This is a genomic window from Streptomyces asiaticus (assembly GCF_018138715.1).
GTDB classification, from domain to species: domain Bacteria; phylum Actinomycetota; class Actinomycetes; order Streptomycetales; family Streptomycetaceae; genus Streptomyces; species Streptomyces asiaticus.
On record NZ_JAGSHX010000006.1, the window covers coordinates 2239566 to 2252601 of the forward strand.

Sequence of the window (13036 nt, forward strand, 5' to 3'; positions counted from 1 at the left end):
GCTCCACGGCCGCGAGCGGCCTATGACGACCAGCTCGCCACGAAATACCCCACGCCGTACGGCGCTTCGTCATACCGCAACTCCCCCTTCAGGCGCGCCCCCTCACCCGCCCCCGCGAGCACCTGGAGCGGCGCGCGACCAGCCGCCTTGAGCTCGTACGCCAACTCCTCGTCGAGCGCGGCCAGCGCCCCGGTGTCGGCGGCCGCCAACGACCGCGCCACCTCGGCGTCGAACGCGGCCGCCCGCTCGTCGAGATAGCCCGGCGCCTTCAGCGTGCGGCATGCGGTGCCGTCGCCCATCACCAGCAGCGCGACCCGCTCCGCCCGCCCGGCGAGCTCCCTTCCGACTTGAATACACCGCTCGGCCGCGAGAGGTTCCCCCACACCCAGCCCCTCGACGGGCACCGCCGGGTCCCACCCCGCGTGCTCCAGCAGCCAGGCGCCGACCGCCAGCGACGTCGGCAGCGAGCGCGAGGACCCGCCGTCCGCGGCGCCCTCGCGGCCGGACTCCCCCGCCACCGGCGCGGCGAGCCGCACATCCACTTCCACACCGAAGCCGCGGAACGATCCGGGTGCGCCCTGCGCATGCGGCCCGCGCCCGGCGCGATCGGCGGGCCCCAGCACGATCAGGCGCTCCGGACCCGCCGCCGCGAGGGCGTGGATGACCTCGAAGCACTCCGCGCGCAGCCCGTCCAGCTCGGGGGCGGCTCCGGCGGCGACCTCGGGCACCAGCAGCGGCGGACACGGGCAGACGGCGGCGGCGATCAGCATGATCGTGAGCCTAGCCGTGCGCTCAGTCGCAGCCGCAGCCCGCGGTGGGCGCGGCCGGCTGCGGCGGCGGGGCGCCCACCGTCGGCAGGCCCAGCATCACACCCGCGGGCTTCTTCTCCTCGGGCGCGTTCCGCCGCTCCCAGGCGTCTCCGGCGCGGGTGCGCCGCACGCCCCGGGCCGGGCCCTCGGCCAGCAGATGGTGGGGGGCGGCGTAGGTGATGTCGACGGTGACGACATCACCGGGGCGCACTGGCTCCTCGGGCCGCGCGAAGTGCACCAGACGGTTGTCGGGGGCGCGGCCGGACAACCGCCGCGTGGCGTCGTCCTTACGGCCTTCACCCTCGGCGACCAGCACCTCCAGCATGCGCCCGACCTGCTTCTTGTTCTCCTCCCAGGAGATCTCCTCCTGGAGGGCGACCAGCCGCTCGTAGCGCTCCTGGACGACCGCCTTGGGCACCTGGCCGTCCATCTCGGCCGCGGGCGTCCCGGGCCGCTTGGAGTACTGGAAGGTGAACGCCTGGGCGAACCGCGCCTCGCGCACCACGTGCAGCGTCTGCTCGAAGTCCTCCTCGGTCTCCCCGGGGAAGCCGACGATGATGTCGGTCGAGATGGCGGCGTCCGGCATCGCGGCGCGCACCTTCTCGATGATGCCCAGGTAGCGCTCCTGCCGGTACGAACGGCGCATCGCCTTGAGCACGGTGTCCGAGCCGGACTGAAGCGGCATGTGCAGCTGCGGCATCACGTTCTCCGTCTCGGCCATGGCGGCGATGACGTCGTCGGTGAAGTCGCGCGGATGCGGCGAGGTGAACCGGACCCGCTCCAGGCCCTCGACCTTTCCGCAGGCGCGCAGCAGCTTGCTGAACGCCTCGCGGTCGCCGATGTCGGAGCCGTACGCGTTCACGTTCTGGCCGAGCAGGGTGATCTCGGTGACGCCCTCGGCGACCAGGGTCTCCACCTCGGCGAGGATGTCGCCGGGGCGGCGGTCCTTCTCCTTGCCGCGCAGCGCCGGGACGATGCAGAAGGTGCAGGTGTTGTTGCAGCCCACGGAGATGGAGACCCATGCGGCGTACGCGGACTCGCGCCGCGTCGGCAGCGTGGAGGGGAAGGCCTCCAGGGACTCGGCGATCTCGACCTGGGCCTCCTCCTGGACGCGGGCGCGCTCCAGCAGCACCGGCAGGCTGCCGATGTTGTGGGTGCCGAAGACCACGTCGACCCAGGGGGCCTTGTTGACGATGGTGTCGCGGTCCTTCTGGGCCAGACAGCCGCCGACGGCGATCTGCATGCCCGGCCGCCGGGCCTTGATCGGCGCGAGCCGGCCGAGGTTGCCGTACAGCCGGTTGTCGGCATTCTCCCGCACCGCGCAGGTGTTGAAGACGACGATGTCGGCCTCGCCCTCGCCGGTGCCCTCGGGCGCGCGGACATAGCCCGCCTGTTCCAGGAGGCCCGAGAGCCGCTCCGAGTCATGGACATTCATCTGGCACCCGTAGGTGCGGATCTCGTAGCTCTTGGGTGCTTGAACGTCCACTGCCGGGCTCCGGTCGCTGCTGATGGTCACCCAACAAGGGTAGGCGCTCACAGAAGCCCCTCTGCCGGGCGGTGGACCGGGCCACCGACCCGTCCCCCGGGGGTGGGCCGACGGCCGAGCACCGGCACACTGTGTTCCATGACACGGAACAGCGCACAGGGCAATATGCTCGACAAGGCGATGGCCGTGCTCGGCTGCTTCCGTCCCGACGGCGGGGCGTTCCGTCTCACGGAACTGTCGGCGCGGACCGGGCTGGCCAAGACCACCGTGTTCCGCCTCTGCGCCGATCTGGTCCGGCTCGGCCTGCTCGAACGTGACGCCGAGACCTACCGCCTCGGAGGCGCCCTCTTCGAACTGGGCTCACTCGTCCCCCGCCGGCGCGATCTGCGGGAGGCCGCGCTGCCGTTCCTTCAGGACCTCTTCGAGGCCACGCACGAGACCGTGCACCTCGGGGTGCGCGAGGGCCACGAGGTGGTCTACGTCGAGCGCATCCATGGCCACGACGCCCTTCGACTGCCGTCCCGCATCGGCGGCCGACTGCCCCTGACCTGCACCGGCGTCGGCAAGGCGCTGCTGGCGTTCTCGGGCTCCGAGCTGGTCGAGGAGATCCTGGCCGCGCCTCTGTCCGCCCTCACGCCCTACTCGATCACCGATCCGGACCGGCTGCGCACGGCCGTCGAGCAGGCCCAGGTCGCGGGTCTGGCCTACGAGGAGGAAGAGGCGGCCCCGGGAGTCAGCTGCATCGCGGCTCCCGTCTTCGACGGGCCGACCTCGGTGGCGGCGCTGTCGGTGGCCGTACCCCGCGGCCGCTTCCGGCCGGCGCAACTGGCACCGGCGGTCCGGACGGCGGCCCTGGGCCTGTCGCGGGCCCTGCGCTCCGGCAGATGAGCGGGCGGCGCCCGCGCAACGGGATCCGCGGCTCGCCCTCGCCCTTCCGTAGCGGCTCGCCCTCGCCCTTCCGTAGCGGCTCGCCCCCGCCCTTCCGTAGCGACTCGCCCCTCCCCTCCCGGCAGCGGGCCTGGCAGGATCCTCGCCATGGCCCTCACCCTTCCGCGCCTGGATCGGCGCCGCGCCCTGCAATCAGCCGCCGCGGGCCTCGTCGCCCTCGGGCTGCTGCTGTGGTGGCTGCTGGCGTCGGGCGGTGGCCCCTCGCCCAGCGGCCGGGTGACGTTCGCGACGGGGGTCTCCACCGGGGTCTACGACACCTATGGCCGGATGCTCGAGCAGGACCTCGCCCGGGACCTCCCCGATGTCGATGTGCGGCTGGAGCGGTCCAGGGGTTCCCCGGACAACGTCGAGCGACTGGCCCGGGGCAGGGCCACCTTCGCCATCGCCGCCACCGACGCCGTCGCCGCCTACCAGGGCGAGGGAGCGGGGCGGCTGCGGGCCTGCGCCCGGCTGTACGACGACTACATGCAGCTGGTCGTGCCGAGGGGCTCGTCCGTACAGTCGGCCCACGACCTGCGACATCTGCGGGTCGGGGTGGGCGGCGACGGCTCCGGCGTGCAGCTGATCACCCGGGCGCTGATCAAGGCCGCCGGGCTCGACTTCGACCGGGACATCCGGGCCGAGCGGGTCGGCATCGACGCCATGCCGAAGCTGCTGCGGCAGGGCAAGCTCGACGCCTTCTTCTGGTCGGGCGGGCTGCCGACATCCGCGGTGCGCACGCTTGCCCACGCCTACCCGATCCGGCTCGTCCAGCTCGGCGACCTCACCGGCCCGCTGCACCGGCAGGGCGGGGTGACGCGCTACTACCGGGCGGCCACCGTGCCCGCCGACGCGTACGAGGAGATACGCAGGCCGGAGCCGGTCAAGACGATCGCCGTGCCGAACCTCCTGGTCACCACGGACCGGGTGGCCCCCGATCTGGCGGAGGGTGTCACCCGCACGGTGATAGAGAACCGGGACCGCATCGGGGCGAAGGTGCACGCCGCCCAGAAGGTGGACCTGCGGACCGCCGTCTTCACCGACCCCCTCGCCCTCCACAAGGGCGCGGCCCGCTATTACCGTTCGGTCAAGCCGTAGTCCGGCACCGCCGCCGCCCCGGTCCGGCCAACGACCGGGGCCTGGTCCGGCAGGATCCTCACATGACAGTGAAGAACGGCAGGCGGTGGAACCACAACATCCACTACCACCCCCGCATCCTCCGCGCGGTCCCCGATGGCGCCCGGCGCGCCCTCGACGTCGGCTGCGGCGAGGGCATGCTCGCCCGCGAGCTCAGGCGGACCGTGCCGCACGTCACCGGGATCGACCTCGACGCGGGCAGCATCGATCAGGGACGTGCGTACGGGGACGACGTCGACTACGTCCTCGGCGACTTCCTGAGCCATCCCTTCGAGCCCGCCTCGTTCGACGTCGTCGCGTCGGTGGCCGCCCTGCACCATATGGACGCCGCCACCGGGCTGGCCCGCATGCGCGACCTGTTGCGGCCCGGCGGGGTCCTGGCCGTCGTCGGTCTCGCCCGGAACTCCATGCCCAGGGATCTGCCGCGCATCCTCGCCGCCATCGCCGTCGGTACCGTCCACCGCGCCAGGAAGGGCCACTGGCACCACCCGTCCCCCGTCGTATGGCCGCCGCCGGTCACCTACCCGGAGATGCGGGCACTGGCCGCCGAGCTCCTGCCCGGCTCGCGGTACCGCCGTCACGTCCTGTGGCGCTACAGCATCGTCTGGCGCAAGCCGCGGGACTGACCGGCGAGCGGCCTTACGGTCCGCACGGCCCGCCCCACGTCACGTCCTTACGGCCCGCGTCACGTCCTTACGGTCCCCGTCACGTCCTTACCCGCACCAGCCGCCTCACGTCCTCACGGTCCCGCGTCACGCCCGTACGGTCGCCACGGTCTCGCCGGGCCCCGTCCGCGGCACCGTAATGGTCACGCGCAGACCACAGGGCTCGTTGGGCGCGTAGTGGATCGTGCCCCCGCCCGCCGTCAGCAGCGCGCGGGTGATGGACAGGCCCAGACCCGAGCCCGAGACGTTCTGGTGGCGGCTGCTGCGCCAGAAGCGGTCGCCGATGCGGGCGAGTTCGTCCTCGGTGAGGCCCGGGCCGCCGTCGGCGACGACGATCGCCACGGTGTCGCCCTCCGTGCGCGCCGAGACCTCCACATGCGCCCCCTCGGGCGTGAACTTCAGGGCGTTGTCGACGACGGCGTCCAGCGCGCTGGACAGGGCCACCGGGTCGACCCAGCCGGTGATGGCCGCGGGGCCGGTGTAGGCGAGCCCGACCTCCTCCCGCTCGGCCACCGGAAGCCAAGCGTCCACTCGGTCGGTCGCCAGCTCCGCGATATCGGTGAGCCGCAGATCCGCGGCGGTGTGCTCGGCCAGGGCGAGGTCGAGCAGATCGTCCAGGACGCTGGCCAGGCGCTTGCCCTCCGCCCGCACCGAGGCGATCTCCTCATGGCCGTCCGGCATCTCCAGCGCCAGCAGCTCGATGCGCAGCAAGAGCGCGGAGAGCGGATTGCGCAGCTGGTGGGAGGCGTCGGCCACGAACGCCCGCTGCTGCTCCAGGACCTGCTCGACGTTGTCGGCCATCTCGTTGAACGAGCGGGCCAGCCGCCGCAGCTCCGGGGGCCCGGAGGCGGCCGCGACGCGTGACTGCATCCGCCCGGTGGCGATGTCATGGGTCGCGGTGTCCAGGACGCGCACGGGCCGCAGCACCCATCCGGTGAGCCGGAAGGCGGCGCCGACGGCCAGCAGCATCGCGGCGCATTCGCCCCCGCCGATGACCAGCCAGCCGTGCAGGATCCGCGACCGCATCTGGCCGGTGGGCGAGTCGGTGACGACGACGGCCACCACGTCCCCGTCGCGGACGACAGGGGACGCCACGGTGAGCCTGCCCCGCTGCCAGGGCCACACCTGGGGCGGATCGTGGCTGCGGCGCCCGGCGAGGGCCTCGTCGAACGCCTGGGCGCTCTCACCCGAGTCCGGCAGCCGCCAGCCGCCGGGCGCCTCGGCCATGGGCGGTGCGTCCCGGTCCCGGTAGAAGACCCCGGCCCGGATGCCGTACAGATCGTGGTAGCGCTTGAGCTCGGCGCGCAGGGTGCCCAGCCGCTCGTTCCCCTCGGCGCCGACCGCCCCCGTGGGCCCGGCGGTGACGAACTGGGCGAGCGCGGCGAAGCGCGCGGTGTCGTCGATCCGGTCGACGACCACGCGCTGCTGCTCCCGGGCGGCCAGACTCCCGGCGAGCGGGAAGCCGAGCGCGAGCAGCACGCCCGCCATGAGGACGATGAGGAGCGGGAGGAGCCGAGTGCGCACCGAGGGAGCCCCGGTCGCTCAGCCGGCCGGGGCGACGAGGCGATAGCCCACCCCGCGCACCGTCTCGATCAGGGCGGGCATCCGCAGCTTGGAGCGCAGGGACGCGATGTGGACCTCCAGGGTGCGCCCCGTCCCCTCCCAACTGGTGCGCCAGACCTCACTGATGATCTGCTCCCGGCGGAAGACGACACCGGGGCGCTGGGCGAGCAGGGCGAGCAGATCGAACTCCTTACGGGTGAGCGAAACGGTCGTCCCGTGGACGGAGACCTGGCGGGTGGGCAGCTCGATGGTCACCGGGCCGAGCCGCAGCGGCGGATGGGAGCCGTCCGGGCTCTCCTCGGGGCCATGCCCCGGGTCGTGGGCGGCGGTGCGGCGGCTGACGGCGTGGATCCGGGCGAGCAGCTCCATGGTGTCGTACGGCTTGACCACATAGTCGTCGGCACCGAGGTTGAGCCCGTGTATGCGGGAGCGCACATCGGCGCGCGCCGTCACCATGATCACGGGGATGGCGGTGCGCTTGCGGATCTTGCCGCACACCTCGAAGCCGTCCTGGTCGGGCAGGCCCAGGTCGAGGAGGACGACGCCGAAGGGGGCGCCGGAGTCCGGCAGCAGCGCCTGTAGCGCCTCCTCGCCGCTCCGGGCGTGGGCGACCTCGAAACCGTGCTTGGAGAGCATGGCGGACAGTGCCGCGGCGACATGGTTGTCGTCCTCGACGAGCAGCAGTCTCACCGGCCCCTCCGCCACCTTTCCGCATCAGGGGAGACGCGCCCCGTACGCGTCCCCGTCACCATGTCTTCGAATGCGGCCACGAACATGGCCACAGGGCATCCACCCCGATCGACGGGCAGCCGTCAAGACGCATTCGGTCACACACTGGTTTCCGTTACGCAGCCGGTACGGTGCGCGTCGTCCCGTTCACGCAGAGTGTCGCATCGCGGCCATATCGTTATCCTCAATTTCAGCTCAGATGTAATGACGCTGGTCGCGGGCGCTCATTAGTGTCCTCCCAACCGAGGAGGACGGAGCGAGACGCCGATGAGCGAAGTATCGGTGACCAAGGACGCCGCACCGGTGGCGAACGCGTTGGTTGCGCTGTCAGGAGTCAACAAGCACTTCGGCGCGCTGCATGTGCTCCAGGACATCGACCTGACCATCAGCCGCGGCGAAGTGGTCGTCGTCATCGGGCCGTCCGGGTCCGGGAAGTCGACGCTGTGCCGCACGGTCAACCGGCTGGAGACGATCGACTCCGGCTCCATCACGATCGACGGCAAGCCGCTGCCCCAGGAGGGCAGGGAGCTCGCCCGGCTGCGTGCCGACGTCGGCATGGTCTTCCAGTCCTTCAACCTCTTCGCGCACAAGACGGTGCTCGAGAACGTGATGCTGGGCCAGATCAAGGTCCGTAAGTCGGACAAGAAGGCCGCGGAGGAGAAGGCCCGCACGCTGCTCGACCGGGTCGGCGTCGGCGCCCAGGCGGACAAGTACCCCGCCCAGCTGTCCGGTGGCCAGCAGCAGCGCGTGGCGATAGCGCGCGCCCTGGCCATGGACCCGAAGGTGATGCTCTTCGACGAGCCGACCTCGGCGCTGGACCCGGAGATGATCAACGAGGTGCTGGAGGTCATGCAGCAGCTCGCCCGGGACGGCATGACGATGGTCGTCGTCACCCACGAGATGGGCTTCGCCCGCTCCGCGGCGAACCGGGTGGTCTTCATGGCCGACGGCCGGATCGTCGAAGAGGCCGAGCCGGAGCAGTTCTTCAACAACCCCCGCAGCGACCGGGCCAAGGACTTCCTGTCGAAGATCCTGCACCACTGAGCCGGCTGAGCCCGCCGGACCCGCACTTGGCCCGGCAGACCGCTCCACGTTCGCCACTGCGTATGTGAACCACGTACTGAACACAGAGGGATGGGCACCATGAGGATTCGTAAGACGGCCGCGGCGGCCACGGTGGTTCTCGCGCTGGCCGCGACGGCGACCGCCTGTGGCGGCGAGAAGGGCACCGCAGGGGACAAGCCGAAGGGCGGCGAGGTCTTCAGCGGCGAGTACACGGTCGCGAAGGATGTGAAGATCGACTCGCCGACCCTGAAGGCGGCGCAGAAGCGCGGCAAGATCGTCATCGGCGCCAAGGCCGACCAGCCCTTCCTCGGGTTCCAGGACACCGAGGGCAAGCGCTCCGGCTTCGACATCGAGATCGCCAAGATGGTCGCCGCCGACCTCGGCTTCTCCGCGGACAAGATCAGCTTCAAGACGGTGGACTCCAACGTCCGCGAGACCTCGATCTCCAAGGGCCAGGTCGACTACTACGTCGGCACCTACACCATCAACGACGAGCGCAAGAAGCAGGTCGGCTTCGCGGGCCCGTACCTCACAGCCGGTGCCGACCTGCTGGTCCGCAAGGAGGACAAGGGCAAGATCACCGGTCCGGACAGCATCAAGGGCAAGAAGGTCTGCTCGATCGTCGGCTCCACCCCGCTCCAGGAGATCAAGAAGCCGAAGTACGGCGCCAAGACCACCGAGCTGAGCAAGTACTCGCTCTGCGTCAAGCAGCTGCTCGACGGCCAGGTCGACGCGGTCACCACCGACGACGCCATCCTCAAGGGCTACGCCGCCCAGCGCCCGAGCAAGCTGTACGTGGTCGGCAAGCCGTTCACCAAGGAGCCGTACGGCGTCGGCATGAACAAGAACGACAAGGCGCTCCGCGACGCGATCACCGACTCGCTCGAGAAGCACATCAAGAACGGCGACTACAAGAAGGCGTACGAGGGCACGCTCGGCAAGTCCGGCTCCTCCTACGTCGCGCCGAAGACGCCCCTGCCGCGCTACTGAGCAGGGTTCCCCGACGGGCACGTTCGCTCGTCCGCCTGTTCACCCGTTCGCCTCGAAGCCGGTGCGCTCCGCACGCCGCTGACCTGACCGCTACCGCGGAGAATCGATGAACGTACTTCTCGATCATTTGCCCCAGTTCCGGGAGGGGTTCCTGGGAACCCTCTCCATCACGGCGGCCAGTGCGGCGCTGGCTCTCGTTCTGGGCGTCGTCATAGCCGGCTTCCGGGTGTCGCCCATACCGCCGCTGCGGGCGTTCGGGACGGCCTGGGTCACGCTGCTGCGCAACACCCCGCTGACCCTGCTGTTCCTGATCTCGTTCTTCGTGATCCCGCAGATCTTCTTCCCGGGGACGAGCCCCTTCGTCCTCGCCATGATGGCGCTGGGCTGCTACACGTCGTCCTTCGTCTGCGAGGCCGTGCGGTCCGGTATCAACACCGTGCCGCTCGGCCAGGCGGAGGCCGCCCGCAGCCTGGGGATGACCTTCTTCCAGACCCTCCGGCTGATCGTCCTCCCCCAGGCCACCCGGTCCGTGATTCCCCCCATGAGCAGCATCTTCATCGCGCTCACCAAGAACTCGGCCATCGCCGGGGCATTCAGCAACACCGAACTGTTCAATGTCTCGAAGCTGCTGAGTGACAAGGGCTTCGCGATCGGCTGGATCTTCCTGTGGATCGCGCTGTGCTACCTGGTCATCACGTTCGCCATCAGCGGTCTCTTCCGGCTGCTGGAGAACCGCCTGGAGGTGGCCCGATGAGCTCGAGCGTCCTGTACGACGCCCCCGGCCCCAAGGCCCGCGTCCGGAACCGCATCTTCTCCGTGGTCGGCGGCCTGGCCGTCCTCGGGCTGATCGTCTTCGCGGTGGTGCGGCTGAACGCCAAGGGTCAGTTCGCGCCCGAGATGTGGGACATCTTCAACTACGCGGGTGTGCGGAACAGCATCCGCGACGGTGTGATCACCACCCTGAAGGTGTTCGCGGTCGCGGCGGTCCTCTCCCTCGCCCTCGGTGTGCTGCTGGCCACCGGCCGGCTCTCGGACCACAAGCCCGTCCGCTGGTTCGCGACCGGCTTCATCGAACTGTTCCGGGCCGTCCCGCTGCTGATCACCATCTACGTGCTGTGGGTGCTCTTCCTGACCTACCGCTCGGACCTGGGGCTCAGCGGTGACAACACCGGCTTCTGGGCCCTGGTCATCGGCCTTACCGTCTACAACGGCTCGGTCCAGGCCGAGGTCCTGCGGGCGGGCATCAACTCGGTGCCCAGGGGCCAGCGCGAGGCCGCGTACGCCCTGGGCATGCGCAAGACCCAGGTCATGATGACGGTCCTGGTGCCGCAGGCCGTAAGGGCGATGCTGCCGACCATCATCAGCCAGCTGGTGGTGACCCTGAAGGACACCTCCCTCGGCTACGTCATCACCTACCAGGAGCTGCTGTTCCAGCTTCAGCAGCTGGCCGGCAACATCGTGGTCAACGACGAGAACCCGTACGTTCCGGTGATCATCGTCGGCGGTGTCATCTACATCGCGATGTGTCTGGCCCTCTCCGCCCTCGCCACCTGGATCGAGCGGCGCGGCCGGCGTGCCAAGACCGGCATCCGGGTCGCGGACGCCGGGCAGCCGCTCGCGGCCGCCGACGCGCTCGAGGTCGTCGACCAGTCCGCGACCTCGGCACCGGACGCGTCCGCGGGCAAGACGAACTGAGGGGACGTCCCCCCGGCAGGGCCGGGCGGATGCCGTCCGGGGAGGCCGGGCGGATGAGCGAGACCCTTACCAGGGCGGTGGCGCACGCGCCACCGCCCTTCGTCGCTTGACGCGGGCAGCGGCAGTGGGTTGCATGCTTTCTGTGATCGCTCACCGGGTTTCAACTGCCAATTTCCGTACGTCACGTACGACCCGCAGGGCCACAGGAACCGCACCGTGGACCCGGTGATCGTCGCCGGGGCGGGCCCGGTCGGCCTCACCCTGGCCCTCGCCCTCGCGCGCCTCGAGGTGCCCGTCATCCTGCTGGACGAGTCCACGGAAGCCGAGGAGGGCCGTCTGGCCCGCACCGTCGTGCTGCGCCCGGACGCCGCCGCCCTGCTGGAGCGGCTGGGCTGCCGGGTCACCGCCCGCACCCGGCCGTGGACCGGATGGCGCACGATGCGGCGGCGGCAGCTGGTGCGTCAGGTGCCCCTCACTCCCGGTGCCCTCTTCGGCGGTTCGCCCTCGCCCGAGCGCGGCACCGGCGGCTGGGACGGCGGCCTTACGGAGGCCATGGAGGCTCCCGAGGGTGACGGGCCCTCCCCGGAGGACGAGACGGCACCGGTGTCGGCGCCCTCACCGCTGCATCTGCCCCAGCACGAGCTCACCCGGGCGCTGCGGGGCTCGCTGGCCGCCGTGGGCGACGAGGACCTCGTCCGGATCGTCTCCGGAACCCGGATCGACGACCTGGAGCAGGACGACCACGGGGTCGGGGTGCGCACCCGGGGCGCCCAGGCCACCTGGTGGCGGGGCAGCTATCTGGTGGGCTGCGACGGGCCGCGATCCACCGTCCGCAAGCTCCTGGGCGTGCGCTTCCCGGGCCGTACGGCGGTGGAGCGGCACGCCGTCGCGGCGCTGCGCGCCGAACTCCCCTGGCCCGGCGAGGCCCTGCTGCACCGCTCCCCGCCCTGGCGCAGCATCGACGCCGAGGTCACCGCCCGGCCGCTGCCGCACGGCCTGTGGCGGATCGACTGGCTGCTGCCGCCCGGCCGCGATCTCGTCACCCCCGACGCTCTGATGGTGCGGGTGCGCGACACCCTCGCGGGGTGGTGCGGGGAATCCGAGCCCCCCTATGAGCTGCTGGACACCGGCGTGCACACCGTGCACCACCGGCTCGCGCTGCGCTGGCGCGTCGGGCGCGCCTTCCTGGCCGGGGACGCCGCCCATCTGCTGGGCGCGCTCGGCACCCAGGGGCTCGAGGAAGGGCTGCGGGACGTCGACAACCTCGCCTGGAAACTCTCCCTCGCCTGGCACCACGGGGCCTCGGACGCCCTGCTCGACAGCTATCAGGCGGAGCGGCGCGGAGCCGTCGGGGCCCGGCTGCGCGCGGCCGACCAGGCGCTGCCGCTGGTGCGGGCGGCCGGCGGCTGGCACGCGGTGCGGCGCACCGTGCGGCCCGGCGGGGCGCGCGGGCACGACGCGCTGCTCACCGACGGTCATCTCGGGCGGGGTCCGCTGGGCGCGCCGCCGGTCTACGACCGTTCGCCACTGGCCCCGGCCGCGCCGCCGGACGGCTCGGTCGCGGTGGGCACGGCGCTCGGGGCACCGGTCGCCGATGTGCCGGTGACCGCGCCGGACGGTTCGGTCGTACGGCTGCGGGAGCGGCTCGGGCGGGAGCTGCTGGTGGTGCTGGTCGCCCCCGGCACCGGGGTGTGGGACCGCCGCCACTGGATGCGCGCCGGGCTGATGCCGCGGCTGGCGGCGGCCGTCGCCGCGCTGCCCCTGCGCACCGAGCTGCTGGTCACCGAGGCGTACCCGGGAGCTCCGGCGCACACCGTGCTGCTGGTGCGGCCGGACGGCCATCTCGCCGCGGCACTGTCCGGGGTGCGGCCGAGCGCGCTGTACGCGTGCGCGGACGCGGCCCGGGGCGGAATCGCGGCCAGGGGCGCCCCGGCGGAGGCGAGCGCACGGCGATAGCTCGGGAAGCGCGG

General features: G+C 71.6%; 12 protein-coding genes. 8 read left to right on the plus strand and 4 right to left on the minus strand.

Annotated elements, in window-relative coordinates; genetic code table 11:
* Positions 1 to 20: 20 nt before the first annotated feature.
* A complete protein-coding gene (locus KHP12_RS17095; protein WP_086880839.1) occupies positions 21 to 770 on the minus strand; it encodes a class III extradiol dioxygenase subunit B-like domain-containing protein in 750 nt (249 codons plus the stop codon).
* A 22-nt stretch (positions 771 to 792) separates the two neighbouring features.
* Positions 793 to 2325, minus strand: coding sequence for a tRNA (N6-isopentenyl adenosine(37)-C2)-methylthiotransferase MiaB (miaB, locus tag KHP12_RS17100; protein WP_086880838.1), 1533 nt, complete (start codon positions 2323 to 2325; stop codon positions 793 to 795).
* 135 nt (positions 2326 to 2460) lie between these two features.
* Here miaB and KHP12_RS17105 point away from each other — a divergent pair, with 135 nt between their 5' ends.
* The 3 genes from KHP12_RS17105 to KHP12_RS17115 all read left to right on the plus strand — a co-directional run bounded on the left by KHP12_RS17105 (position 2461) and on the right by KHP12_RS17115 (position 4985).
* Positions 2461 to 3183, plus strand: a complete 723-nt coding sequence (locus KHP12_RS17105) for an IclR family transcriptional regulator (RefSeq protein ID WP_086880837.1) — start codon at positions 2461 to 2463, stop codon at positions 3181 to 3183.
* A gap of 147 nt (positions 3184 to 3330) precedes the next feature.
* Positions 3331 to 4320: a TAXI family TRAP transporter solute-binding subunit gene (locus KHP12_RS17110; RefSeq protein WP_211833135.1), complete on the plus strand. Its 990-nt coding sequence runs from the start codon at positions 3331 to 3333 to the stop codon at positions 4318 to 4320.
* 62 nt (positions 4321 to 4382) lie between these two features.
* Positions 4383 to 4985: a class I SAM-dependent methyltransferase gene (locus KHP12_RS17115; protein WP_037958184.1), complete on the plus strand. Its 603-nt coding sequence runs from the start codon at positions 4383 to 4385 to the stop codon at positions 4983 to 4985.
* A gap of 126 nt (positions 4986 to 5111) precedes the next feature.
* Here KHP12_RS17115 and KHP12_RS17120 read toward each other — a convergent pair whose 3' ends face one another.
* On the minus strand, positions 5112 to 6548 hold the full coding sequence (locus tag KHP12_RS17120; RefSeq protein ID WP_086880834.1) for an ATP-binding protein: 1437 nt from the start codon (positions 6546 to 6548) through the stop codon (positions 5112 to 5114).
* Positions 6549 to 6566: 18 nt separating this feature from the next.
* A complete protein-coding gene (locus KHP12_RS17125; RefSeq protein ID WP_037958178.1) occupies positions 6567 to 7277 on the minus strand; it encodes a response regulator transcription factor in 711 nt (236 codons plus the stop codon).
* Between the two features lie 306 nt (positions 7278 to 7583).
* On the opposite strand from KHP12_RS17125, the gene KHP12_RS17130 reads away from it, so the two are divergent.
* From KHP12_RS17130 to KHP12_RS17150, 5 genes are all read left to right on the plus strand, one after another.
* Positions 7584 to 8360, plus strand: coding sequence for an amino acid ABC transporter ATP-binding protein (locus KHP12_RS17130; RefSeq protein ID WP_020868015.1), 777 nt, complete (start codon positions 7584 to 7586; stop codon positions 8358 to 8360).
* Between the two features lie 99 nt (positions 8361 to 8459).
* A complete protein-coding gene (locus tag KHP12_RS17135; RefSeq protein WP_037958249.1) occupies positions 8460 to 9371 on the plus strand; it encodes a glutamate ABC transporter substrate-binding protein in 912 nt (303 codons plus the stop codon).
* 106 nt (positions 9372 to 9477) lie between these two features.
* On the plus strand, positions 9478 to 10125 hold the full coding sequence (locus tag KHP12_RS17140; RefSeq protein WP_020868017.1) for an amino acid ABC transporter permease: 648 nt from the start codon (positions 9478 to 9480) through the stop codon (positions 10123 to 10125).
* Positions 10122 to 11066, plus strand: coding sequence for an amino acid ABC transporter permease (locus KHP12_RS17145; RefSeq protein WP_037958174.1), 945 nt, complete (start codon positions 10122 to 10124; stop codon positions 11064 to 11066). The genes KHP12_RS17140 and KHP12_RS17145 overlap by 4 nt, the downstream gene beginning before the upstream one ends.
* Positions 11067 to 11282: 216 nt before the next feature.
* Positions 11283 to 13022: an FAD-dependent monooxygenase gene (locus tag KHP12_RS17150; RefSeq protein WP_211833136.1), complete on the plus strand. Its 1740-nt coding sequence runs from the start codon at positions 11283 to 11285 to the stop codon at positions 13020 to 13022.
* Positions 13023 to 13036: the final 14 nt, after the last annotated feature.

Excerpts from the sequence above, each read along its gene's own strand:
- KHP12_RS17095 (WP_086880839.1), bottom strand. The coding sequence starts at position 770 with ATGCTGATCGCCGCCGCCGTCTGCCCGTGTCCGCCGCTGCTGGTGCCC.
- KHP12_RS17105 (WP_086880837.1), top strand. The coding sequence starts at position 2,461 with ATGCTCGACAAGGCGATGGCCGTGCTCGGCTGCTTCCGTCCCGACGGC.
- KHP12_RS17110 (WP_211833135.1), top strand. The coding sequence starts at position 3,331 with ATGGCCCTCACCCTTCCGCGCCTGGATCGGCGCCGCGCCCTGCAATCA.
- KHP12_RS17115 (WP_037958184.1), top strand. The coding sequence starts at position 4,383 with ATGACAGTGAAGAACGGCAGGCGGTGGAACCACAACATCCACTACCAC.
- KHP12_RS17130 (WP_020868015.1), top strand. The coding sequence starts at position 7,584 with ATGAGCGAAGTATCGGTGACCAAGGACGCCGCACCGGTGGCGAACGCG.
- KHP12_RS17135 (WP_037958249.1), top strand. The coding sequence starts at position 8,460 with ATGAGGATTCGTAAGACGGCCGCGGCGGCCACGGTGGTTCTCGCGCTG.
- KHP12_RS17140 (WP_020868017.1), top strand. The coding sequence starts at position 9,478 with ATGAACGTACTTCTCGATCATTTGCCCCAGTTCCGGGAGGGGTTCCTG.
- KHP12_RS17145 (WP_037958174.1), top strand. The coding sequence starts at position 10,122 with ATGAGCTCGAGCGTCCTGTACGACGCCCCCGGCCCCAAGGCCCGCGTC.